The following is a 23,157-nucleotide window of genomic DNA, read 5'->3' as shown; positions in this document are numbered from 1 at the left end:
GGGAGATGGCACCACCGGGTGCTCGCGTTCGTCCTCACCATTCGCGTGTTCGGCATCGCATCGCGTCGCGTCAGGTCGACGCTGTTCGAACCGCTCGCGCGGGGATAAGCGGTTGAGGATCTGAGTCCTACTTGAAGGTACCGCAATTGCTCATCGCGTTCGCCATATCTGTAGGTCTTCGCACTGGTAACGGTTCTGATGCACTATGAAGTGCTAAATATCGCCGGAACGATGAGGCGTCGTTTTTCACTTCCGATGCGGGTTGATCTGCTGCTCTTGGTCGTCGCAGCAATCATTGCTCACGTGGTGGGGATCTGTCTTTTCGCGCTCGCCTACGCCTGGATGCACCACCATCCAGACCTTGGAGGTCTCGCAGGCTTGTTTTCCGGAAGCGCAGCGGATTTCTTCTGTTTCTCGGTTACCTGCTACACGACGATCGGCTTTGGCGAAGTCTATGCCACTGGGCCGATGCGAATCGTTGCTGCCTTGGAGGGTCTCAACGGACTCGTCCTGATCGCTTGGTCAGCATCGTTCGCATACGCATCGACTTCGGATCTGTGGAAGCGGGAGCAAGACTGATGCGCGTTTCAGAGGTCGTGTTCCTTCGTCATAGCTGTTCGCGCCGAAAGGTGCGGCGGGCTTTTCGTTCGGGCGCCAAGGAGCTTGTAACTGTTTGCCTGAATGTTCCCCATAGGGGCTTATTCAAAATTTCGCCACTGCACCGCTATCAGAACGGCCCGTTGCTATAGCGTGGTAATCGCGGCCATTATCCCCTATTGGGGAGGGTAATTTCGGGACCGGACGCGCATGCTCGCGAGGGGGAGTTAGTTCAAAAGCCCCTATAGAGGACAATGGCTTAGGCCAATTTAGTTAACAGGTTTCCGGTTAATAGGTCGCTTGGCCGCAGCGCATCGAGGACCACTTCGTAGACACTCCCCTATGTCTTCCTCGACCTCGACTTCGCCGATACCTACAGCTGCTTACTGCCGGTCCGGGCGATAGACGAGGAAAGCGAGACGGACGGCAGCGCGTAGACTGGGACGCGACCTCTATGCAGAAGACCCGCCGCTACATTTGCGAAGCGACGGGCCTCCGCCCCATTCCCCCATACCTGACTATGCAACTGCCGTGCCAGACTTATTGACCCATCGCGAGACACCTTATGGCTTCTTCGCAGACCTCGATGTTGCAACAAGGATATGACAGTCGAACCAGGCTCGGCTGTGGGAATTCCCACACCGGGGAAAACATTGGAAAAATCCGCTCCCAGTTTTGCTTTCCGGAAAGCGGGGCCTGCGGCCATCAAATTTCCTTGGATAGGGAGTAAGATGAAGTACACCTGATTGAACAAGAGGCTGTTGTGACAGGCTCTCCGGCCTTCATCTCAAGACTTTGCGATGCCGACCTCGCCGCGCTGACCAAACGGTGGCACGAGCGCAGCGATCGACACAACGAGCTGATCATTTCCCACGGCGACACTGGTCGCGAAGTCTACTTCCTGCTGGAAGGACGGGCTCGCGTGACACTGGTTTCAGCGGACGGCAGGGAGATAGCGTATCGCGATGTCGAACCGGGTGACATTTTCGGGGAGTGCACGCCGCAGCCTGAATTTCATTCGAGCAGTCGGCCAGACTTTGCCTCGCCCCGAATGTCGAAGCTGGCCAGCGTCGTCTGCACCGCCTCATGGAAGCTCTCAGGGGTGTCTAAAATAGATGGTGAGTAGATTGCTGGACAGAAGACCGGCGGACGCGAGCCGGCCCCGCAACGTCTGGTCGGCCAGGGGGCTCGCTGTCCGACTCTTGCCGGCGTCTCAGGTCCATCATTATTCCGCGAAGTTTGATCGGAAGACCCGCTGGTTGCTGGCTCCGCTAACACAGCGTTTCGCACGGGGTCCCGTCGCCATCGCGATCCAGCTTGGAAATGTGCGGAACCGTACGAAGCGGATTGCACGCAACCAACGCGGTGGCCGGGCATTAATTTAGCAAAGCATCAAATAGGAAAGCATCGGGAGGAAGACCATGCTGCACCTTAACATGCCTGGCGAATTTGAGGTCGGCGATGAGGTTGCGCTAGCAGGTACCGTCATCACCATTCTCCCTAGCGGCCGAGCCAGAGTGAGCATTCCATCCTATGACCATCCTTACACGCTAGAGCCGCCACCCAAAGCCCGGGCCGGCGACCGAGTAGTTCTTGTTGGGGACGTCACCCGCATCGATCGCGGAGCAGACAAACTCACCGTGCGGATTGACTGCGGCGGCGTGATTACGGTCGACAGGTCGGCAATCACTCGGCTGAGGAAGCACCGCCGGGCTTCAGCCGGTTGACGCTACGGCGACACAACGGCCTGCGCTCGTCGGCATACGGAACATGCAAGCGTATCGTGCCTCAAGCCAATCTAACTTCGAGGGACCTAGGCCCGCGCTAAAAAGTCCGAACATTTCCCATCCCCTCGCCTTTCGGCAAATCTGGCGGAAAACGGAGACTAGGCAAATTTTGCGACCCCCAAAAAACGCCTCGGGGTGCCCCGGCGGTGCCCCGAACCATTTCAGGGCAACAGGCCCCCGAGGGGGAGAATGCTAATCAACTGAAATCATTATAGAAATTTTGGTGGAGCCAATCGGAATCGAACCGACGACCTCTTGAATGCCATTCAAGCGCTCTCCCAACTGAGCTATGGCCCCACTCCGGCAGTCAACCGGCGCCGTTGCCGGCGAAGAGATCCGGCGCGGGTTGAGACCGCGCCGTTAGTGCAGGCGGCTTCTAACCCCGCCTTCCGTCAATATCAAGCCTTTAAGAGCCGCTTTTTATCAAGAACCCGCGAAAGTCGGCGGGCGCTGTGTGAGAGGCCGGATCAGACTTCGTCGTCGTCATCGCCGACGCCGATCATGTCGGCGACATCGTCGTCCTCTTCCTCTTCGTCGGCGAGGAAGGTATCGTCGTCGTCGCCGAGGTCCACATCGTCCTCGTCATCGCCGAGATCGGGAAGATCGTCGGGCTTCGTATCCTCGTCCGCCTCTTCGAGCGAGACGACCTCGACGCCCTCTTCCTCCTCGGCGTCGACTTCCTTCTCGGCAACTTCCTCTTCCTCCTCAAGGGCGGCAATCTTGCCTTCCTCGAAATAAGAGCGGGGATAGTTCTTGCCGGTATAGGGCGAGACGATCGGATCCTTGTTCAGATCGTAGAATTTTTGACCCGTCTCGGGGTCGATGCGTTTGGTGCCAAGTTCGGGTTTTGCCACAGCAAGCCTCGTCGATGAAAGTTTGGTCCCCATAACCACAGTTTACGGCGCTGTCAAAGCCTAAAGCCAGCGTCACAAATCCCCGCGTTGAGCGACCTCTCGCAAGGGGATGACCAATTCCGCCCGCCGTGATACGAGACCGCGCAAACCAGAAGAAAAAGGCCAGCCACCGGCGTTTTTCACCCAAGGAAAACCCATGTCGCATACTGCCGCCCCGAAACCGGCCACCGCCCGCAAATCGCCAGCGCTTTCAGGCACAGCACGGGTGCCCGGCGACAAGTCGATCTCGCACCGCTCGTTCATGTTCGGCGGCCTCGCCTCCGGCGAAACCCGCATCACCGGCCTGCTGGAAGGCGAGGACGTGATGCGCACGGGCGCCGCGATGAAGGCAATGGGCGCGCATATAGAGAAGCGCGGCGCTGAATGGGTGATCCACGGCACCGGCAACGGCGCGCTGCTGCAGCCGGAAGGCCCGCTCGATTTCGGCAACGCCGGCACCGGCTCGCGCCTCACCATGGGCCTGGTCGGGACCTACGACATGGAGACGACCTTCATCGGCGACGCCTCGCTGTCCGGCCGGCCGATGGGCCGCGTGCTCGAGCCGCTGCGCCAGATGGGCGTGCAGGTGCTGAAGGCGACGCCCGGCGACCGCATGCCGATCACGCTGCGCGGCCCCAAACACGCCGCGCCGATCACCTACCGCGTGCCGATGGCCTCGGCCCAGGTGAAGTCGGCGGTGCTGCTCGCCGGGCTGAACACGCCCGGCATCACCACCGTCATCGAGCCGGTGATGACGCGCGACCACACCGAAAAGATGCTGCAGGGATTCGGCGCCAATCTGTCGGTCGAGACCGACGAGCGCGGCGTGCGCCACATCTTCATCGAGGGCCAGGGCAAGCTCACCGGCCAGACAATCGCTGTGCCGGGCGACCCGTCATCGGCCGGATTCCCGCTGGTGGCGGCGCTGATCGTGCCGGGCTCGGACATTACAATCGAAAACGTGCTGATGAACCCGACCCGCACCGGTCTTTTGTTGACGCTACAGGAAATGGGCGCCCGGATCGACGTTCTCGAGCCGCGCAATGAAGGCGGCGAGGATGTCGCCGATCTGCGGGTGCGCTACTCCGAGCTGAAGGGCGTCACCGTGCCGCCCGAACGGGCGCCGACGATGATCGATGAGTATCCGGTGCTTGCTGTCGCGGCGAGCTTTGCCGAGGGCGAGACGCTGATGCAGGGACTGGAAGAGCTGCGGGTGAAGGAATCGGACCGGCTGTCGGCGGTCGCCGAAGGGCTGAAGCTCAATGGTGTCGACTGTACCGAGGGCGAAGCCACACTGGCGGTGCGTGGAAAACCCGGCGGCAAGGGGCTTGGCCAACATCCGAACGGAAAGAGCACCATCGTCCAGACCCATCTCGACCACCGCATTGCCATGAGCTTTCTCGTCATGGGACTGGCAACGAAAAAGCCTGTCACCATCGACGACCAGGCGATGATCGCGACCAGCTTTCCGGAGTTCATGGGGCTTATGAAGGGCCTGGGGGCGGAGATCAGCTAAGGTCTGCGAATGTTTTGGACGTTGCTCGTCGGCGGTTTGGTTTTGACGGCATTGGTCGGGCGCGTGGCGGCGCAGTCAGGTTTCGATCTGGGATATTCCGACAGGAAGCCAGGTGCGATTAGCCTGATCGGGTTTCTTTTTTTCCCGTTTTGGATCGTCCTCTTCATCTTGCTGGCGACAACGGCGCATTTTTTTCCAGACGTTAGCGGCGCTCTCATGCCATATGTTTCGAACTTCGTTTTTAAGCTGGCTGCCGGGATCACATTCGTCGCGATCGCCACGTTTCCCATTTCCGTACCGCTTCTGATAGGAATTCCCGTTGGATTCTTGGCCGGATATTGGACCGGACGGCGGTCTTCCGGACTTTGACGTTGAACCCGTATGATTGGTTCTTGATTTAACGACCTTCCTCCGTTTGAAGCGGCACGTATGAGCTCAATCACTGATAAAGCTGGCTTCACCATCGCCATCGACGGCCCAGCAGGCGCGGGCAAAGGCACCCTTGCCCGCCGACTGGCCGACCATTACCGGCTGAACCTGCTCGACACCGGCCTCACCTATCGCGCAATGGCGCATGCGCTGCTTCGGCTCGGCCTGCCGCTCGACAATGTCTCGGCCGCCGAGACCGCTGCCCGGCAGGTCGACCTGGCCAAGCTCGACCGGTCGGTGCTGACGGCGCATGCGGTCGGCGAAGCGGCTTCGAAAGTGGCTGTCATCCCTTCGGTGCGGCGCATACTGGTCGAAAAGCAGCGCGAATTCGCCAAGGCGCCGCCGGGCGCCGTGCTCGACGGCCGCGACATCGGCACCGTGGTCTGTCCCGACGCCGACATAAAACTCTATGTGACGGCGAGCGCCGAGGTGCGGGCACAACGCAGGCTGGCCGAGATCGAGAGCATCGGCGGCACCGCCGATTTCGACGATATCCTCGCCGATATCCTGCGCCGCGACGAGCGCGACATGGGTCGCGCCGACTCGCCGCTGAAGCCGGCCGCCGACGCGCACTTGCTCGACACGTCGGAAATGGCTATAGAAGCCGCGTTCCTGGCGGCCAAGGCGATCATCGACGACGTTCTGGCCAAGAGAAACAAAGCCTGAGCCGGGTTTCCTGCTGTTGCCGATTGCCGGCGGCGAAAAGATACCCATATCGGGCACGAACCAGCCTGCCAGCATTCTTCATGCGCCGGAATTGCCGCTTAGGCGGCCAAGGGCTTTTTTGAGGCCCGGAACGCCGGCAGGCCAACGCAACGCTAACCCACGGCGCCCGCCCCGCTTGAGATGCGGGGCATTCCAGGAGAAACTATGTCAGTTGCAAATCCCACTCGCGATGATTTCGCGAGCCTGCTCGAAGAATCTTTTTCCGCCGGCCATTCCGGCGAAGGCCAAGTCGTCAAGGGCACGATCACTGCGATCGAAAAGGACATGGCAATCATCGACGTCGGCCTCAAGGTCGAAGGTCGCGTGCCGCTGAAGGAATTCGGCGTCAAGGGCAAGGATTCGACGCTTAAGGTCGGCGACACAGTCGAGGTCTATGTCGAGCGCATCGAGAACGCGCTTGGCGAAGCGATGCTTTCGCGTGAGAAGGCCCGCCGCGAAGAGAGCTGGGTCCGCCTCGAAGAGAAGTTCACCAAGGGCGAGCGCGTCGAAGGCGTCATCTTCAACCAGGTCAAGGGCGGCTTCACCGTCGATCTCGACGGCGCCGTGGCCTTCCTGCCGCGCAGCCAGGTCGACATCCGTCCGATCCGCGACGTCTCGCCGCTGATGCACAATCCGCAGCCTTTCGAGATCCTCAAGATGGATCGCCGCCGCGGCAACATCGTGGTGTCGCGCCGCACCGTGCTCGAGGAGAGCCGCGCCGAACAGCGTTCGGAAATCGTGCAGAACCTCGAAGAGGGCCAGGTGGTCGAAGGCGTCGTCAAGAACATCACCGACTATGGTGCGTTCGTCGACCTCGGCGGCATCGACGGCCTGTTGCATGTCACCGATATGGCATGGCGCCGCGTCAACCATCCGACCGAAATCCTCAACATCGGCCAGACGGTCAAGGTGCAGATCATCCGCATCAACCAGGAAACCCACCGCATCTCGCTCGGCATGAAGCAGCTCGAGAGCGATCCGTGGTCCGAGATCGGAACGAAATTCCCGATCGGCAAGAAGATCAAGGGCACCGTCACCAACATCACCGACTACGGCGCGTTCGTCGAGCTGGAGCCGGGCATCGAGGGTCTCATCCACGTTTCGGAAATGTCGTGGACGAAGAAGAATGTACATCCTGGCAAGATCCTGTCGACGACGCAGGAAGTCGACGTGGTGGTGCTCGAGGTCGATCCGGCCAAGCGCCGCATCTCGCTCGGCCTCAAGCAGACGCTCGAGAACCCGTGGCAGGCTTTCGCCAGCAGCCATCCGGTCGGCAGCCAGGTCGAGGGCGAGGTCAAGAACAAGACCGAGTTCGGCCTGTTCATCGGCCTCGAAGGCGATGTCGACGGCATGGTCCATCTTTCCGACCTCGACTGGACCCGTCCGGGCGAGCAGGTGATCGAGGAGTACAATCGCGGCGACATCGTCAAGGCGCAGGTGCTCGACGTCGACATCGACAAGGAGCGCATCTCGCTCGGCATCAAGCAGCTGGCCAAGGATACGGCCGGCGAGGCGGCGACTTCGGGCGAACTGCGCAAGAACGCGGTCGTCACCTGCGAGGTTACCGGCGTCAAGGATGGCGGCCTGGAAGTGCGGCTGGTCGACAGCGGCATCGAGACCTTCATCAAGCGCTCCGACCTCAGCCGTGACCGCGACGAGCAGCGCCCCGAGCGCTTTACGGTCGGCCAGAAAGTTGATGCCCGCGTCATCGCCTTCGACAAGAAGACCCGCAAGCTGCAGGTCTCGATCAAGGCGCTGGAAATCGCCGAAGAGAAGGAAGCGGTTGCCCAGTACGGCTCGACCGACTCCGGCGCTTCGCTGGGCGACATCCTGGGTGCCGCGCTGAAGAAGCAGGGCAGCTAACTCTACAACGCCGCGCCTCTCGCGCGGCCAGCAAACAAACCCCGCCGGAGCGATCCGGCGGGGTTTTTGTTTGACCATGGTCAAGCATCGGACCCAAAAGCCTGCCCCTCGGACCTGCCGGGGATGGACGCGATTTTGCGCAAAATCCGCGCTCAAGCAGAAAGAGGGATCAGGCCCTGCCGTAAAGCGGCACCAGTGTGCCGCTCATCGCCAGATTGGCCGGCGAAGCGAGATAGGTGATGGCCTCCGCCGCCGCTTCGAGGCTGACCCATTTGCCGAAATCGGCGGCCGGCATGTCAGCCCGGGTGGCCGGCGTGTCGAGGGTCGAGGGCGCGACCGCGTTGACCAGGATGCCCTTGCCCTTGAGTTCTTCCGCCATCGCCACCGTCATTGCCGCAACGGCCGCCTTGCTGGCGGCATAGGCGACCATGCCGGAACCGCGCCGCAGGTCGAGCCCGGCGCGGGCCGTGACATTGACGATGCGGCCCGATACGGAAGATTCCAGCATCGAGCGGATCGCCGCGCGGCAGCACAGGAAGGTGGTGCGGGCGTTGGTGTCCATCATTTCGGCAAAGGACGCGGGCTCGATCTTCTCGACCGGCGCGGCGGTGAAGCCGCCGGCCAGGTGGATGGAGGCCCACAAGTCGGTAACACTGGCGTAGAACGCATCGACCTTGGCGGGGTCGGCGAGATCGACATTGTGCGCCAGCCTGACGCGCTCATGTGCCGGGAAGGGAAAATGCGCGGGCGCGGCGGCATGGGCATTGGGCACATGGCAGACCGCGCCCTGCTCCAGCAGTTTGCCGACAACCGCGCCACCGAGCGCCCCGGTGCCGCCGGTCACCACAACATGCCTGCCGTCCAATTTATCCGTCATCTTCGACCGCTCCAGTCACTCATATGCCGCTGCCCGCCGCAGCCGAAGGTCGCGCCTTTCGCGCGATCACTCAACCGAAATCTCGATGACGGGGCGTCGTTTGCGCGCTTCAAGCCGGCGGCCATCAGTCGAGGATCGCATCCCCAAGACGCTGCCACAGCACTCAATCGACAGTGATCTCGATGACATAAGGCAGTCCGGTCGCACGCGCGCGCTTGAGTGCGTCTGCCAGGTGACCGATGCTGGCGAGCCGCTCGGCGGCAATGCCGTAAGCTTCGGCCAGCTTGCAGAAATCAGGCGGCGCCGGCGAGACGCCGACCGGCTCGACGCCGACATCGAGCATCGAGGTTTCGATTTCGCGATAGCCGAGATTGTTCCAGACGACGAAGATCACCGGAGCCGCAGCGTCGAGTGCGGCGCCAAGCTCGGGCAGCGTGAACTGGAAACCACCGTCGCCGGTGAGACAGACGACCGGCGCATCAGGCACGGCAAGGGCTGCGCCGATCGCCGCCGGCGGACCATAGCCCAGCGCGCCGAAGCCGGTGGCGGCGTTGAACCAGCCGCCTGGACGGTCGTGATCGTAATAGAGGTTGGCGGCATAGACCGGCTGGGTCGAATCGCCGACGATGATCGAGCCCGGCAATGCATCGCGGATCATCTCGACGGCGCGGGTTTGCGCCTGGAGGGCCGGAGCCATTTCGGCAAAGGCTGCTTGCCTTGTCGCAGCGGCGCGAGACTGGCCGTCGCCCGATGGCGGCTGGTCCGTACCAATCTCGACAAGCAGCGCCTCGAGTGCTGCGCCGCAATCGGCATGGATCGAAATCCGGGCGGGCCGGCGGGCAAGCTGGTCGGCGCCGATGTCGATGCGGATCAGATTGGACGGCAGGACAAAGCCACCGTCGCTATATCCGTCGTAGTCGGTCGGGCCGAATTCGGTGCCGGCGGCAATGACCAGATCGGCCTCGGCCATCAATGCACGCACCGCCTTCAGACTGGGGCTGGCCGGCACGCCGAGCGGATGGCGGTGCAGCAGGCCGCGGGCATTGGCCGTCTGGACAACCGGCGCTCCCAGCCTTTCGGCAAGGCGCTGTAACGGCGCTTCGGCTCTCTTGGCGCCGCCGCCGGCAAGGACCAGCGGGCGGCGGGCAGCCGCGCAAAGTTTTGCCGCCTCTGCTATATCAGCCGGATTCGGCTCGGGCGGCGCGACATTCGTCAGCAAAGCGGCGATGCCGCCGGCCGGCTTGACCATGATATCGGTCGGGATCTCGATGTGCACCGGGCCCGGACGCGACGACGAAAACAGGGCGAAGGCGCGGGCAAGAACGCCCGGCAGTTCGTCGGCGTCGGTGACACGGTGCGAAAACAGCGCGACCTTTTCCATCATGCCGCGCTGGTCGGGCAGTTCGTGCAGATGGCCAAGGCCCTTGCCCAGTGTCGGCGTGGCGTTGACGCCCGAGATCACCAGCATCGGAACCGAATCGGCACGGGCCTGGCCCATGGCGGTGATGGTGTTGGTCAGCCCCGGTCCGGTGATGACGAGGGCGATGCCGGGCTTGCCGCCGGCGCGCGCATAGCCGTCGGCCATGAAGCCGGCGCCCTGTTCATGACGCGGCGTGACGTGGCGAATCTTCGAGCGCGCCAAGCCGCGATAGAGTTCGACCGTATGCACACCCGGAATGCCGAAAACCGTGTCGACATCATGGGCTTCGAGCAAAGTGATGAGCGCTTCGCCGACTGTCGTCATTGCCTGAGCACCGGACGTGTGAGGCAGGTCGGTCCGCCCTCGCAGGCGATGCACAGCGCGTCCGCCTCGAAGGTTGAAACCCTGCAGCCGGCGGCCGCCATGGCCGCCGCCGTCTTCGGGAAGCCGGCAACGGCGATCACCTCGCGCGGCGCGGTCGGCAGCACATTCAGGCTGAGGCCGTTGGAGGCGAAGAATTCCCCGGCGTCGCCTTCGACCAGGCGAATGCCTCGCGCCCGCAGCATCTGGTAGAAGGCAGCCGGCAAAAGCGGTGCATAGACCAGCGCCAGATCGTCGGCGAGCGGACTGATCACCGACATCAGATGCAGGCAGGCGTCCTCGCCATGCCAGAGCGGCAGGTCGTAGCCATAGACCTGGATACCCTTGGGGGTGAGCAGGTTGGCGAGTTGCTGGATGCCGTCCTGGTTGGTGCGCACACCGCGGCCGACGGCCAGGGTCCCTGAATCCACCCAGACGCAATCACCGCCCTCGACCTGTCCGGGAGGCTCGATGCGGCCGAGGATTGGTACGCCCATGCGCTTGTAGGCCGCCTCGTGCAGGCCGGGCTCGGCACGGCGCAGCGCCTTGCCCATGGCGAGGATGATGGCGCCGTGGTCGGTCATCAACGATGGATCATGCGTGAAGACCGAATCGGCAAGCCCGTCATCGGCTTCGGTCAGCCATTCGATCGCGGCGCCGGACGCAAGAACCAGCGTCGTCAGCGCCTCATGCTGGGCGGCGGCCTTTTGAGGATCGAAGCCCGCACCATAGTGCCATTCCGATGTTTTGGCGCGGGCCATGGCGCTTGCGGCGGACCGCATCAGCACGCGCTGCAGGGGCCCGGCCATGGACTGCGACCCGTATGCTTTACCCACCAAGTGCTCCTGAACCATCCCATCCAGCCAATAGCCACTCAGCGAGCAGTGATCAATGGTCCAAAAAGCATGGTTGACGGAGGCAAGCGGAACGGTACATCTTGAGAATGAGAAGTCTGTCCAGTGATGGTAATGGGTAAAAAATTCCAGCAGCGACGGGTCTGGCCATTTCGTGAGGCACCGCAAAGGTGATAGCGCAAGGCACCGCCCCCGCCCTGAAGTACACGGCGCAGAACGACGCCGCCGAAGCCATCCATGTCGAGAACCTGCATAAACGATTCGGCGAACTGCATGTGCTGAAAGGCGTTTCGCTGTCGGCGCGCGACGGCGAGGTCATCGCTATCATTGGCGGCAGCGGCTCGGGAAAATCGACCCTGCTGCGCTGCATCAATTGCTTGGAGAACCCGACCAGCGGGATCGTTCGCGTCAATGGCGAGGAGATCCGGATGAAGGCCGACAGTCACGGCCACACCGTTCCCGCCGACCGCAAGCAGATCGAGCGCATCCGCTCCAAGCTCGGCATGGTTTTCCAGAATTTCAATCTGTGGAGCCACATGACGCTGATCGAGAACGTCATCGAGGTTCCGGTGCATGTTCTGGGCGTCAAGCGCGATGTGGCCATCGCCGAGGCGGAAAAGCTGCTTGCCCGCGTCGGCCTGGCCGAAAAGCGCGATGTCTATCCGGCCTATCTGTCAGGCGGCCAGCAGCAGCGTGCGGCCATCGCCCGGGCGCTGGCCATCAATCCGCGCGTCATGCTGTTCGACGAGCCGACCTCGGCGCTCGACCCGGAACTGATCGGCGAGGTGCTGAAGGTGATCGGCGACCTGGCACGCGAAGGCCGCACCATGGTGCTGGTCACCCATGAGATGAAGTTCGCCCGCGAGGTCGCGACGCATGTCGTCTACCTCTACAACGGACTGGTCGAGGAAGAAGGGCCGCCGGAGCAGATCTTCGGCGCACCGAAATCCGAAAGGCTGAAGCAATTCATCCGCAACATCGGTTAAGCCGAGGCGGACGAACAACGGGAACAACAACAAACTGGGAGTTTTTGGCATGAAGACCGTTCTGAAAACATTTGCCGCAGCACTTCTGCTCGGTGTCGCCGCGATGAGCATGGCAAAGGCCGAGCCGGTCAAGATCGGCGTCGCTGCCGAACCCTATCCGCCGTTCACCTCGCCGGATGCTTCCGGCAAATGGGTTGGCTGGGAGATCGAATTCATCGACGCGGTCTGCGCCGAGCAGAAACTCGATTGCGTCATCACCCCCGTCGCCTGGGACGGAATCATCCCGGCGCTGACGACCAAGAAGATCGACGTCATCGCCAGTTCCATGTCGATCACCGACGAGCGCAAGAAGACGATCGACTTCTCCGACAAATATTACAACACCCCGACAGCTATCATCGGACCGAAGGACCAGAAGTTCGGCGCTACCCCGGAAGATCTCAAGGGCAAGATCATCGGCGTGCAAGTTTCGACCGTGCATGCCGACTACGTCAAGAAGCACTTCACCGAAGCCGCGGAAATCAAGGAATATCAGACCCAGGACGAAGCCAATCAGGATCTTGCCGCCGGCCGTGTCGATGCCGTGCAGGCCGATTCCATCGCGCTCGATGCCTTCCTGAAATCGGATCAGGGCAAGCAATGCTGCGATCTGAAGGGCACGGTCGCGCCGGATCTGGCGATCCTCGGGCCCGGCGTCGGCGCCGGTGTCCGCAAGGAGGACACGGAGTTGAAGGAGAAGATCAACGCCGGCATCAAGGCGATCCGCGCCAACGGCAAATATGACGAGATTTCGAAGAAATACTTCGATTTCGACATCTATGGCGCCGACCCACAGTCGAATTGACGGCGTGCATCCCCGAGCGAACAACCACGCGGCGCAGACAGCGCGCCGTGTGGCTTCGTCGAACTCTACCTACGCAAGCTTTCCGCTGACGGCATCGCCGGTGGTTTTGGCGCCAGCAATTCGGGGGCGACGCTGATCGACGCATTTCTTCCGGCCTCTGTGGCCCGCATCATCGAACTGCTTTCGCCGACGCCACCCGGTTGGGGCGCAACGCTTCTGGTCGGACTGCTCCACTCGGTCGAGATCGCTGCCGGTGCGTTCGGTCTCGGCCTCGTCATCGGCATTTGCGGTGCGTATGGCAAGCTCTATGGCGGGCCTGTGGTGCGCGATCTGCTGGCAGTCTATACGACGATCGTCCGCGCCGTGCCGGAGCTAGTGCTGATCCTGCTGCTCTATTATGCCGGCACCGATTTGATCAACCAGTTGCTGACGGCAATGGGATATCAGCGCATCGATATCAGCGGGCTGGTGGCCGGCATTGCCGTGCTCGGCTTCGTCCAGGGCGCTTATTCGACAGAGGTGATGCGCGGCGCGATCCTTGCCATCCCGCAGGGACAGATCGAAGCCGCGCGCGCCTATGGCATGTCTCCCGGCCTGCTGCTGCGACGCATCACGCTGCCGGCGATGCTGCCTTTCGCCATACCGGGCCTTGCCAATCTCTGGCTGATCGCCACCAAGGACACCGCCCTGCTGGCGGTCGTCGGCTTCTTCGAACTGACATTGGCGACGCGGCAAGCGGCGGGCGTAACCAAAGCCTATCTTACCTTCTTCCTCGCCGCGGGCGTGATCTATCTTCTGTTGACGCTGGTCTCCAATCTGATCATCGGCCGCATCGAGGTCTGGGCTCGGCGCGGCATGCCCTCGCTCAAGGAGGCGCGTTGATGGCTGTCGAAACGACCATCGTCAACGTAGCCGCCCGCGCGTCGCTGTGGTTGCAGCCGCACCGCATCGTGCTGATTGTGACTGGACTGGCGCTGGTTTTCGCGGCCGCTTTTTTCATGCGCTGGGACTGGCTGCCGCAATATTACGAAATGGCGCTTGTCGGCCTCTGGCGCACGCTCTGGATTCTCGCCGTCACCTGCACACTGGGCTTCCTGCTCGCCGTGCCGCTCGGATTGGCGCAGGCTGCCGGCCCGTTCTGGCTCGCGGCGCCTGCAAAGGCCTTCTGCACCGTCATCAGGGGAACGCCCCTGCTGCTGCAGCTCTGGCTGCTCTACTATGGGCTCGGCTCGCTGTTTCCACAGTACCCATGGGTACGCGAGTCCTGGATGTGGCCGTATCTCAGGCAAGCATGGCCCTATGGCGTCCTGGCGCTGACCTTGTCCTTCGCCGGTTACGAGGGGGAAGTCATGCGGGGTGCCTTGGCCGGCGTGCCGAAAGGACAGTTGGAAGCGGCGCGCGCCTTCGGCATGAGCCGCTGGAAGATCCTGCGGCGGATCTGGCTGCCACAAGCCTTCTACCGGGCGCTGCCGACGCTGACCGGCGAAACCGTGCTGCAACTGAAATCGACGCCGCTGGTGGCGACAATCAGCGTGATCGACATATTCGCCGTCTCGTCAAAGGTGCGGCAGAGCACTTTCCTCACCTATGAACCCTTGCTGCTCCTGGCGTTGATCTATATGGCGATCACCGGCATCCTGGTCTTCGCCCTCGGCAAGATCGAGGCGCGGATCCCGAACAAAATTGGTTAGTGAGAAGCGAATAGGAGTAGCGAATAGCGAATAGTTCGCTGATTTCCTCTACTCCCTATTCGCTACTCGCTAGAGCTTCAGGGCAGCTAAAGATGCAACTCAGTCTCGACCAGGCGACAGGGCTGTGCCGGATGGCGGCGCTCGGCGCCGGCGCCAATGAGGAAGCGGCGCAGTCGCTTGCAGCCTCCGTGGTGGCGGCCGAGGCAGAAGGTCTGTCGACGGTCGGACTGTCGCATTTCATCGACTATCTCGAAGCGCTGGAGGCCGGCCGCATCGATGGCAAGGCCGAGCCGGTCATCACCAGGCCGGCTTTGGCGATCTATCTCTCCGACGCGCGCGGCGGTCTGGCGCATACCGGCTTCGACCGCACCATCGACGATCTCGCCAAGGCGGCGCGCCTGTTCGGCGTAGCCATCTTTTCGCAGAAGAACGCCTATACATGCGGCGCGCTCGGCTATTTCACCGGGCGGCTGGCCGCGCAGGGACTGGTGTCCTTCGCCGCGACCAATGGACCGGCCGTGCTTGCCGGCTCCGGCTCGGTCAAGCCGGTCTATTGCACCAACCCGATGTCCTTCGCCGCGCCCGCCGCCGACGGAGCGCCGCTGGTGATCGACCAGTCATCGAGCGCCACCGCCTTCGTCAACATCCGCAAGGCAGCCGAGGACGGCAAGAAAATTCCAGAAGGCTGGGCACTGGACGCGAGCGGCAACCCGACCACCGATCCCGCCGCCGCCATGAAAGGCGCGATGCTTGCATTCGGCGGCCAGCGTGGCGCCAACATCGCGCTGATGGTCGAAGTGCTGGCGGCGGGCCTGTCGGGCGCCAACTGGTCGCTCGATGCGCCGTGGTTCACCGACGGACCGGACAGTCCCGGAACCGGCCTCTTCGTGCTGGCCGTCGAGCCCAAGCTGCTCGATCCAAATTTCGAGAAGCGCATGAAAGATCAACTCGACCGGTTGCGCCGCCGCTACGGCGTGCATGTCCCCGGCCGTGCCCGGGCCGAAGCGGCGGAGAAGGCAGCGGCACGGGGCATAACGGCTCCGAAAGCCGTGGTGCAGCGCATCTCCGAATTCGCCGCCCGGTATTCTTCCTGAAGACGTCCACACCTTCGGATAGTTGATCGCGCGACAGCGGGCGTACTTGCCGTTACGCCCAGGCTGCCTCGTCGAACCACGTTTCGGAAACAGCCGGAAACCCTCGCGTCGGCTGGGTTTTTCCGGGCTCTCCGCATCTGACCAGTAACATGCATTTCCCGGTCAACTTTTGTTCATTTGACTTTGACTGGGGTGGCGGCTGTTTGCGAGGAGCATCAAAAGAGGGACCCCAATGGCCGTAAGCACCGACAATCCCAGCACCAATCTTTTCGTTCCGGCCCTTGGCAGCCTCTATGCGGCGCTGAACACCACCTCTGAAACCATGCTGCGCGCCGTGGCCGGCATCTTCCTCACCATCCATGGCTCTGGCAAGATCACCGACCCGCTCGGCGCCGCTGAGATGGTCGAAGGCCTCGGCTTCTATCCTGGCGCGTTCTGGTCGGTGCTGCTGGCCTGCACCGAGTTCTTCGGCGGCATTTTCATCGCCATCGGTTTCTTGACCCGCCCGGCCGCCGTCGCCGGAATGTTCGTGCTCCTGGTCACCGTCTGGTTCCACTGGGTCACCTTGGGAGAGGGCTTTTCGGGTGCCGAAAAATCGCTGCTGTGGGCGGCGATACTGTTCTTCTTCGTCATCCGCGGCGGCAACCGCCAATCGGTCGACGCGCGCATCGGCAGGGCGTTCTGAACCAACCGACACCGCGGCAAACGGCGACAAAGGATCGCCCTTTGCCTTCGGCGCGAAACGGATTATGAACGGCTTCAGCCAAGCCCAGTAGATCTGGAAAGCGCGCCGGAGCCAGCCATGACCGAAATCCTGCAGACCCCAAAGCTCGTCGTCGTGTTCGGCGGCTCCGGCTTTGTCGGCCGCCATGTGGTGCGGGCGCTGGCCCGGCGTGGCTATCGCATCAGGGTCGCCTGCCGCCGGCCCGATCTCGCCGGCCATCTGCAGCCGCTCGGCAATGTCGGCCAGATCCAGCCGGTGCAGGCCAATATTCGCGTGCGCTGGTCGGTCGACCGCGCCGTGCAGGGCGCCGACCATGTCGTCAATTTGGTAGCCATCCTGCATGAGAGCGGCCGGCAGAAGTTCACGCCCGTCCACGAGTTCGGCGCACGCGCGGTCGCCGAAGCGGCGCACGCCGTCGGCGCCGGGCTCACCCATATCTCGGCGCTGGGCATCGATCTGAACGCGCAATCCGAGTATGCGCGCACCAAGGCGCTCGGTGAAAAAGCGGTCCTGGAGACGATCGAGGATGCGGTCATCTTGCGGCCCTCGATCAATTTCGGCCCCGAGGACAGCTTCTTCAACCGCTTCGCCAGCATGGCGCGCTATTCGCCGGTCCTGCCACTGATCGGCGGCGGGCGGACCAAATTCCAGCCGGTCTATGTCGGCGATGTCGCCGAAGCGGTGGCGCGCTCGGTCGACGGCAAAGTCCAGGGTGGCCGGATCTACGAGCTTGGCGGACCTCAGGTGCTCACCTTCAAGCAATGCATGCAGGAAATGCTCGCCATGATCGACCGCAAGCGGCTCCTGGTGTCGGTGCCGTGGTGGGTGGCGAACATGCAGGCATCGATCCTTGGGCTTTTGCCCAATCCGCTGCTGACCAAGGATCAGGTCCTGCAGTTGCGCGGGGACAACATCGTCTCGGAAGCGGCCATCAGGGAAAACCGGACGCTCGCCGGTCTCGATATCCAGCCACAGTCGATCGGCAGCATCCTGCCGAGCTATCTCTGGCGCTACCGGCCCGCCGGCCAGTTCCAGCGCAAGACGGCGGAATAGCCAATCAGGCGGCTCGCTAAAGCGCGTCGCGTTTGACCGGCCTCATGCGACGCGCTTTAGGTTGTTGTCTCATGCATGTCGTTATCGCAAAACCGCTGCACACCCTCGGGTCAGGCCCGAGGGCATGCTTTTGCGCGACATGCATTAAAGCGCCGCGTGACCTGCATCGGCAAGCCGCCCTGTGGTTGCGTCGTCAGTTTCTGCACCGGCCAGGGTTTGGTCTCGGCGGTGGTATCGAAGCGGAAGCGCGACAGCATGATCGCCAGAGCGATGATCGCCTCCTGCATGGCAAAGCTGGCGCCGATGCAGACGCGAGGACCGGCGCCGAACGGCAAATACTGAAAACGGTCGATCTTCTCGCGATTTCCCGGATGGAAACGTTCGGGCATGAAGGCGTCGGGCCTGTCCCACAACTTGCGATGGCGGTGGACGACCCAGGGCATGACCAGCACCGCGGCACGCCTCGGTATGTAGAGGCCGTTCCAGGTTTCGGGCTCGATCGGCTCGCGGTTGATCGACGGCGCCGGCGGATAGAGCCTGAGCGCCTCGTCGAAGGCGGCGCGGGTGAACGGCATGGCGTCGAGCCACTTTGTCGGGTCGGGCTCGCGCGCCAGCACGGCGTCGATCTCGCGCTCGACCTTTTCGCGCTCCCAAGGCGCTTCGGCCAGGCAATAGAGCGTCCAGCCGAGCGCACGCGCCGTGGTCTCGTGACCGGCGCCGATGAAGGTGATGATGTTGTCCTCGACCTCGGCGCGCGTCAGCCCGTCCGGTCCCTCCGCCTTGAGCAAAAGCGTGAGGAAATCCTGCGGCACCTTGTCCGGATCGTGCTTGACCCGCTCTTCGCGCATCTTGACGGTGTCGGTGACGATCTTGCGGAAGTAGGCCATGGTTTTGCGGCCGCGGATGCGGGTCAGGCGCGGCAGCCAGTCTGGCGCCCGCAACAGGTCGAGCGGATCGACGCGGCCCATGGTTTCGAACAGCCGGTCGATCTCCTTGGCGAAGCTGCCCGGCTCACCCGATATCTCACCGGAAAACAGCGTCTCGGCCAGGATGTCAAAGGTAAGCAGCGTCATGTCGTGGGCGATGTCCGACGTGCCGCCGCCCTCGTAGCGGGTGACGAACTCCCGCGTACGCCTCAGCATCGGCTCGGCAAAACCGAAGATGTGGCGCGGCGTGAACACCGGCGCCATCGCCTTGCGTGAACGCCGCCAGACCTCACCCTCGGCGGTCAGCAGGCCGTCGCGCAGGATCGGCCGCAGGATCATCTGGCGAACCGTCGCCATCTTGTAGTTTTTGGCATTGTCGACCAGCACGTGGCGAATGAGGCCGGGATCGTTGGCGATGACCAGCGGCCCGCCGATGCCGGTCACCGAAATCCAAGGCTGGTTGTAGGTCGGCTCGCCCCACAGTTCGAGCGGATTGCGATAGACGATGCGGATCATCTCCAGCGTCGAAGGGGGCGACGTGCGCGGCTTCGGCGCCGGCGGGACAAAGGGGGCGGGCTGACTGTCCATGGCGTGCTCCGCTGGTGACCTCAATGTAGTGGCTTGCAGGGCAAGCGTCCATGTCGCCGGCTGTAACGGGGTATTAGAAAGTGCCTGAGCGTCGGAACAGGTCGCCCGCTTTTGTGCGGCCGCTCTGTTCCCAAAACCGGTTCCACTTTTGGGTCCGATGCCGTGGCCCGCCAGGCGTGCTCTTCTTCCATTCGGAAATGCTTGCAAACCTTGGAAAAACCGCCTTTTGCACCTATATCTGGACCATCAAGGACGCGCGATTCGGAGCCGATTTTTTGCGCTGGATGTGCGGCATCAATCAGACAGGTTTTCATGAGCGATCAGATCGACAACGCCAACGGCGCTGAGGCCGAGTACGGCGCCGATTCCATCAAGGTTTTGAAGGGCTTGGACGCCGTCCGCAAGCGGCCCGGCATGTATATCGGCGATACCGACGACGGCTCGGGCCTGCATCACATGGTCTATGAGGTCGTCGACAACGCTATCGATGAGGCGCTGGCCGGCCATGCCGACCTCGTCACGGTGACGCTCAATCCCGACGGTTCGGTGACGGTCATCGACAATGGCCGCGGCATTCCGACCGATATCCACACCGGCGAAGGTATTTCGGCGGCCGAAGTGATCATGACGCAGCTGCATGCCGGCGGCAAGTTCGACCAGAACTCCTACAAGGTGTCTGGTGGCCTCCACGGCGTCGGCGTCTCCGTCGTCAACGCGCTGTCGGCCTGGCTGAAGCTGAAAATCCGCCGCAACGGCCAGATCTACGAGATGAGCTTCTCGCATGGCAATGCCGACGGACCGCTGAGGGTCACCGGCAGCTATGAGCAGCGCAAGGTTGCCGGCACCTATGAGGGGCGCAGCGGCAGCGAGATCACCTTCTTTCCGTCGACCGAGACTTTCACCATGGTCGAGTTCGACTTCGGCACGCTGGAGCACCGGCTGCGCGAACTCGCCTTCCTGAATTCCGGCGTGCGCATCATTTTGACCGATGCCCGCCATGCCGACGTCGTGCGCCATGAGCTGCATTATGATGGCGGGCTCGAGGAGTTCGTCAGATATCTCGACCGCGTCAAGAAGCCGCTGATCGACAAGCCGATTGCTATCAAGGCCGAGCGCGACGGTATCACCGTCGAAGTCGCCATGTGGTGGAACGACAGCTACCACGAGAACGTGCTGGCCTTCACCAACAACATTCCGCAGCGCGACGGCGGAACGCATCTTGCCGGTTTCCGCGGCGCGCTGACGCGCCAGATTACCGGCTATGGCGAATCCACGGGCCTCACCAAAAAGGAGAAGGTGGCGCTGATCGGCGACGATTGCCGCGAAGGACTGACGGCCGTGCTGTCGGTCAAGGTTCCCGACCCGAAATTCTCTTCGCAGACCAAGGACAAGCTGGTCTCATCCGAAGTCCGTCCGGTGGTGGAAGGGCTCGTCAACGAGGCGCTCGGCACCTGGCTCGAAGAGCACCCGACCGAGGGCAAGGTGGTCATCGAGAAGGTCATCCAGGCGGCAGCGGCGCGCGAAGCCGCGCGCAAGGCGCGCGACATCACCCGCAAGAGCTCGCTCGGCGTCACTTCGCTGCCCGGCAAGCTGGCCGACTGCCAGGAACGCGACCCGGCGAAGTCCGAAATCTTCATCGTCGAGGGCGACAGTGCCGGCGGCTCGGCCAAGGGCGGCCGTTCGCGCCAGAACCAGGCCATTCTTCCGCTGCGCGGCAAGATCCTCAACGTCGAGCGGGCCCGGTTCGACCGTATGCTCGGCTCAGACATGATCGGCACGCTGATCACCGCGCTCGGCACCTCGATCGGCAAGGACGAGTTCAACGCAGACAAATTGCGCTACCACAAGATCATCCTGATGACCGACGCCGACGTCGACGGCGCCCACATCCGCACCTTGCTGCTGACCTTCTTCTTCCGGCAGATGCCGGAGCTGATCGAGCGCGGGCATCTCTACATCGCCCAGCCGCCGCTCTACAAAGTGACGCGCGGCAAGAGCTCGCAATACATCAAGGACGAAAGCGCCTTCGAGGAATTCCTGATCGGCTCAGGGCTGGAAGAGGCGTCGCTTGCGCTCAGCACCGGCGAGGTGCGGGCCGGGCAGGACCTGCGCAGCGCCATCGACGATGCGCTGGCGGTGCGCCAGCTCATCAACGGGCTGCACACCCGCTATAACAGAGGCGTGGTTGAGCAGGCGGCGATCGCCGGCGCGCTCAGTCCGGACGTCTTCGTCGATCTCGGCCGGGCCAACGCTATGGCCGAGCGTGTCGCCCGGCGCCTCGACATCATCGCCGAGGACACCGAACGCGGCTGGACCGGCCGCATGTCGACCTCAAACGAAGGGGTCGGCGGCTATGTGTTCGAGCGCACTGTGCGCAGCGTCAAGGAGTTCGCGCATCTCGATCTGGCGCTGATCAATTCGGCCGACGCCCGCCAACTCGACCGCTATGCGCCGCGCCTCGCAGAAGTCTATGGCGAGCCGCCGGTGCTGCGCCGCAAGGATGTGTCCGAAACCATCTCGGGACCGCTGGCGCTGCTCAATGCCGTGTTTGCCACCGGCCGCAAGGGCCTGACCATGCAGCGCTACAAGGGCCTCGGCGAAATGAACGCCGAGCAGCTCTGGGAGACCACGCTCGACCCGAATGTGCGCTCGCTTTTACAAGTCAAGGTCAATGACGCCACCGATGCGGACAGTCTGTTCTCGCGGCTGATGGGCGACGAAGTCGAGCCCAGGCGCGAGTTCATCCAGGAAAACGCGCTATCGGTCGCCAACCTGGATATTTAAAGCCCAAGCAGCTGCTCAGCTTCGGACACTTAAGGTATTGGTAGGCCCAGGCCCACCAACGATCCCTGCTGCGTCGCAACAAAGGATCATGAGGGCCGGTCGGAACGGAAGAGCATCCAAGGCATTGTAATCGATCACAATCGCCGCAGGAGGCACTCATGGGACGTGGCATTTTGCTCTGGCTTCTCGGAGTCCCGATTCCGATCATTATTCTCATCATGCTTTTCGCACGTTAGGGGGCTGACATGCAGTCAACCCTAACGGCTGTCGACGTTTCCGCACCGACGGAATCCTCTTCTACCGCTGTCAGCTGGGGGCCAATCGTGGCCGGCGCCTTTGCTGCCTCGACGCTAACATTGATCCTGATGCTGCTCGGCTCCGGGCTCGGGCTGACGATGGTTTCGCCGTGGTCCGGCTTGAGCACCTCAGTCACAACTTTCGCGGCCTCCACGGCTGCGTGGCTGATCATCGTGCAGTGGCTGTCGTCGGCCGTAGGCGGTTATCTTGCCGGGCGCCTACGCACCAAATGGGTCGGCGTCCACACCGATGAGGTCTTTTTCCGCGATACCGCACACGGCTTCCTCGCCTGGGCGCTTGCAACGTTGCTTGTCGCCGGTGTGCTCGGCTCGGCGCTTTCCGCAGCTGTCGGAACCGGCGTCCACGCCGCTTCGACAGTCGCGTCGGGCGCGGCAATGGGCGCTTCGGCAGGTGCTACCGCAAACGCCGGAGGCGCCGCGACCGACAACGCAACGTCGTACTTCGTCGATGCGTTGTTCCGCCCGGCCGATGCGGCCAGGCTTGCTGCCGCCAACCCGGAGAGCGATGCGGCGGCGACGGCGCAGGCCTCGCGCATTTTGATCGCGAGCGCAGCAGCAGGGGAAGTGTCAGCCGACGACAAGACCTATCTGTCGCAGTTGGTAGCCGCCCGCACCGGGCTGTCGGAACCCGATGCCAGGGCCCGTGTCGATGCCGTGCTTGCCAGGGTCGAAGAGGCGAAGGTCCAGGCCCAGCAGGCTGCCGATACCGCCAGGAAAGCCGGTGCCACCTTCGCGCTGCTTGGCGCTCTGTCCCTGGTCGTCGGCGCTTTCATCGCAAGCGCCCGGCAGCACTTGGGGGCAGGCAGCGCGACGACGAGGAGGCGGTCTTCCTGACCGACCGTTGATCGG

At 62.8% G+C, this 23,157-nt stretch carries 20 protein-coding genes, 1 tRNA gene and 1 pseudogene; 15 read left to right on the top strand and 7 right to left on the bottom strand.

What is annotated here, in order from left to right; all coding sequences use genetic code 11:
* Positions 1-198: 198 nt before the first annotated feature.
* Both AC0L2Z_RS05575 and AC0L2Z_RS05570 read left to right on the top strand, forming a co-directional pair.
* Entirely contained in the window at positions 199-579 is a 381-nt protein-coding gene (locus AC0L2Z_RS05575) for an ion channel (protein WP_473627010.1), read from the top strand.
* A gap of 781 nt (positions 580-1,360) precedes the next feature.
* The gene (locus tag AC0L2Z_RS05570) at positions 1,361-1,723 is read left to right on the top strand and encodes a Crp/Fnr family transcriptional regulator (RefSeq protein ID WP_473627009.1); all 363 of its coding nucleotides are present in this window, start codon (positions 1,361-1,363) and stop codon (positions 1,721-1,723) included.
* A gap of 145 nt (positions 1,724-1,868) precedes the next feature.
* Here AC0L2Z_RS05570 and AC0L2Z_RS05565 read toward each other — a convergent pair whose 3' ends face one another.
* The 3 genes from AC0L2Z_RS05565 to AC0L2Z_RS05555 form a co-directional block, all read right to left on the bottom strand.
* Positions 1,869-1,958 (bottom strand): excalibur calcium-binding domain-containing protein, encoded by a 90-nt coding sequence (locus AC0L2Z_RS05565; RefSeq protein ID WP_128181921.1) that lies wholly within the window; start codon positions 1,956-1,958, stop codon positions 1,869-1,871.
* Between the two features lie 647 nt (positions 1,959-2,605).
* Positions 2,606-2,681: transfer RNA gene (locus AC0L2Z_RS05560), tRNA-Ala, on the bottom strand.
* A gap of 170 nt (positions 2,682-2,851) precedes the next feature.
* The gene (locus tag AC0L2Z_RS05555) at positions 2,852-3,238 is read right to left on the bottom strand and encodes a TIGR02300 family protein (protein ID WP_023796772.1); all 387 of its coding nucleotides are present in this window, start codon (positions 3,236-3,238) and stop codon (positions 2,852-2,854) included.
* Between the two features lie 196 nt (positions 3,239-3,434).
* Here AC0L2Z_RS05555 and aroA point away from each other — a divergent pair, with 196 nt between their 5' ends.
* The 4 genes from aroA (at position 3,435) to rpsA (ending at position 7,790) form a co-directional block, all read left to right on the top strand.
* Positions 3,435-4,793 (top strand): 3-phosphoshikimate 1-carboxyvinyltransferase, encoded by a 1,359-nt coding sequence (gene aroA, locus AC0L2Z_RS05550; protein WP_473627007.1) that lies wholly within the window; start codon positions 3,435-3,437, stop codon positions 4,791-4,793.
* Positions 4,794-4,802: 9 nt separating this feature from the next.
* A complete protein-coding gene (locus tag AC0L2Z_RS05545; RefSeq protein WP_473507784.1) occupies positions 4,803-5,162 on the top strand; it encodes a hypothetical protein in 360 nt (119 codons plus the stop codon).
* 60 nt (positions 5,163-5,222) lie between these two features.
* Positions 5,223-5,888: a (d)CMP kinase gene (cmk, locus tag AC0L2Z_RS05540; RefSeq protein ID WP_473627005.1), complete on the top strand. Its 666-nt coding sequence runs from the start codon at positions 5,223-5,225 to the stop codon at positions 5,886-5,888.
* 204 nt (positions 5,889-6,092) lie between these two features.
* Complete coding sequence (gene rpsA / locus AC0L2Z_RS05535; protein ID WP_027151507.1) at positions 6,093-7,790, top strand: 30S ribosomal protein S1; 1,698 nt, start codon at positions 6,093-6,095, stop codon at positions 7,788-7,790.
* 169 nt (positions 7,791-7,959) lie between these two features.
* On the opposite strand, the gene AC0L2Z_RS05530 is transcribed toward rpsA, so the two are convergent.
* From AC0L2Z_RS05530 to AC0L2Z_RS05520, 3 genes are all read right to left on the bottom strand, one after another.
* Positions 7,960-8,667 carry an SDR family NAD(P)-dependent oxidoreductase gene (locus tag AC0L2Z_RS05530; RefSeq protein ID WP_473627003.1) on the bottom strand — a complete coding sequence of 236 codons (708 nt, stop codon included), beginning with the start codon at positions 8,665-8,667 and terminating at the stop codon, positions 7,960-7,962.
* 163 nt (positions 8,668-8,830) lie between these two features.
* Positions 8,831-10,411 (bottom strand): 5-guanidino-2-oxopentanoate decarboxylase, encoded by a 1,581-nt coding sequence (locus tag AC0L2Z_RS05525; protein ID WP_473627002.1) that lies wholly within the window; start codon positions 10,409-10,411, stop codon positions 8,831-8,833.
* The gene (locus AC0L2Z_RS05520; RefSeq protein ID WP_473627063.1) at positions 10,408-11,256 is read right to left on the bottom strand and encodes a dimethylarginine dimethylaminohydrolase family protein; all 849 of its coding nucleotides are present in this window, start codon (positions 11,254-11,256) and stop codon (positions 10,408-10,410) included. The genes AC0L2Z_RS05525 and AC0L2Z_RS05520 overlap by 4 nt, the downstream gene beginning before the upstream one ends.
* A 218-nt stretch (positions 11,257-11,474) precedes the next feature.
* Between AC0L2Z_RS05520 and AC0L2Z_RS05515 the strand changes: the two genes are divergently transcribed.
* The 7 genes from AC0L2Z_RS05515 (at position 11,475) to AC0L2Z_RS05485 (ending at position 17,693) form a co-directional block, all read left to right on the top strand.
* Complete coding sequence (locus AC0L2Z_RS05515; RefSeq protein ID WP_036261459.1) at positions 11,475-12,287, top strand: ABC transporter ATP-binding protein; 813 nt, start codon at positions 11,475-11,477, stop codon at positions 12,285-12,287.
* A 49-nt stretch (positions 12,288-12,336) separates the two neighbouring features.
* Entirely contained in the window at positions 12,337-13,131 is a 795-nt protein-coding gene (locus tag AC0L2Z_RS05510; RefSeq protein WP_128168366.1) for a transporter substrate-binding domain-containing protein, read from the top strand.
* A gap of 159 nt (positions 13,132-13,290) precedes the next feature.
* On the top strand, positions 13,291-14,013 hold the full coding sequence (locus tag AC0L2Z_RS05505; protein ID WP_473521361.1) for an ABC transporter permease: 723 nt from the start codon (positions 13,291-13,293) through the stop codon (positions 14,011-14,013).
* The gene (locus tag AC0L2Z_RS05500; protein ID WP_473627000.1) at positions 14,013-14,822 is read left to right on the top strand and encodes an ABC transporter permease; all 810 of its coding nucleotides are present in this window, start codon (positions 14,013-14,015) and stop codon (positions 14,820-14,822) included. The genes AC0L2Z_RS05505 and AC0L2Z_RS05500 overlap by 1 nt, the downstream gene beginning before the upstream one ends.
* A 92-nt stretch (positions 14,823-14,914) precedes the next feature.
* Positions 14,915-15,916, top strand: coding sequence for an Ldh family oxidoreductase (locus AC0L2Z_RS05495; protein WP_473626999.1), 1,002 nt, complete (start codon positions 14,915-14,917; stop codon positions 15,914-15,916).
* A gap of 232 nt (positions 15,917-16,148) precedes the next feature.
* Positions 16,149-16,601, top strand: coding sequence for a DoxX family protein (locus tag AC0L2Z_RS05490; protein ID WP_473626998.1), 453 nt, complete (start codon positions 16,149-16,151; stop codon positions 16,599-16,601).
* Positions 16,602-16,718: 117 nt separating this feature from the next.
* Positions 16,719-17,693: a complex I NDUFA9 subunit family protein gene (locus AC0L2Z_RS05485; protein WP_473626996.1), complete on the top strand. Its 975-nt coding sequence runs from the start codon at positions 16,719-16,721 to the stop codon at positions 17,691-17,693.
* Positions 17,694-17,803: 110 nt separating this feature from the next.
* On the opposite strand, the gene AC0L2Z_RS05480 is transcribed toward AC0L2Z_RS05485, so the two are convergent.
* Positions 17,804-19,207 carry a cytochrome P450 gene (locus AC0L2Z_RS05480; RefSeq protein WP_473626995.1) on the bottom strand — a complete coding sequence of 468 codons (1,404 nt, stop codon included), beginning with the start codon at positions 19,205-19,207 and terminating at the stop codon, positions 17,804-17,806.
* 312 nt (positions 19,208-19,519) lie between these two features.
* Here AC0L2Z_RS05480 and gyrB point away from each other — a divergent pair, with 312 nt between their 5' ends.
* Together gyrB and AC0L2Z_RS05470 are read left to right on the top strand one after the other, a co-directional pair.
* Positions 19,520-21,991, top strand: a complete 2,472-nt coding sequence (gene gyrB, locus AC0L2Z_RS05475) for a DNA topoisomerase (ATP-hydrolyzing) subunit B (RefSeq protein ID WP_473626993.1) — start codon at positions 19,520-19,522, stop codon at positions 21,989-21,991.
* Positions 21,992-22,236: 245 nt separating this feature from the next.
* Positions 22,237-23,153: pseudogene (locus tag AC0L2Z_RS05470) on the top strand (hypothetical protein).
* The last annotated feature ends 4 nt before the right edge of the window (positions 23,154-23,157 follow it).

The organism is Mesorhizobium sp. WSM4850 (assembly GCF_055811735.1).
Note: the sequence above shows the minus strand (reverse complement) of the source record. Positions and strands in the feature narration are given on the sequence as shown.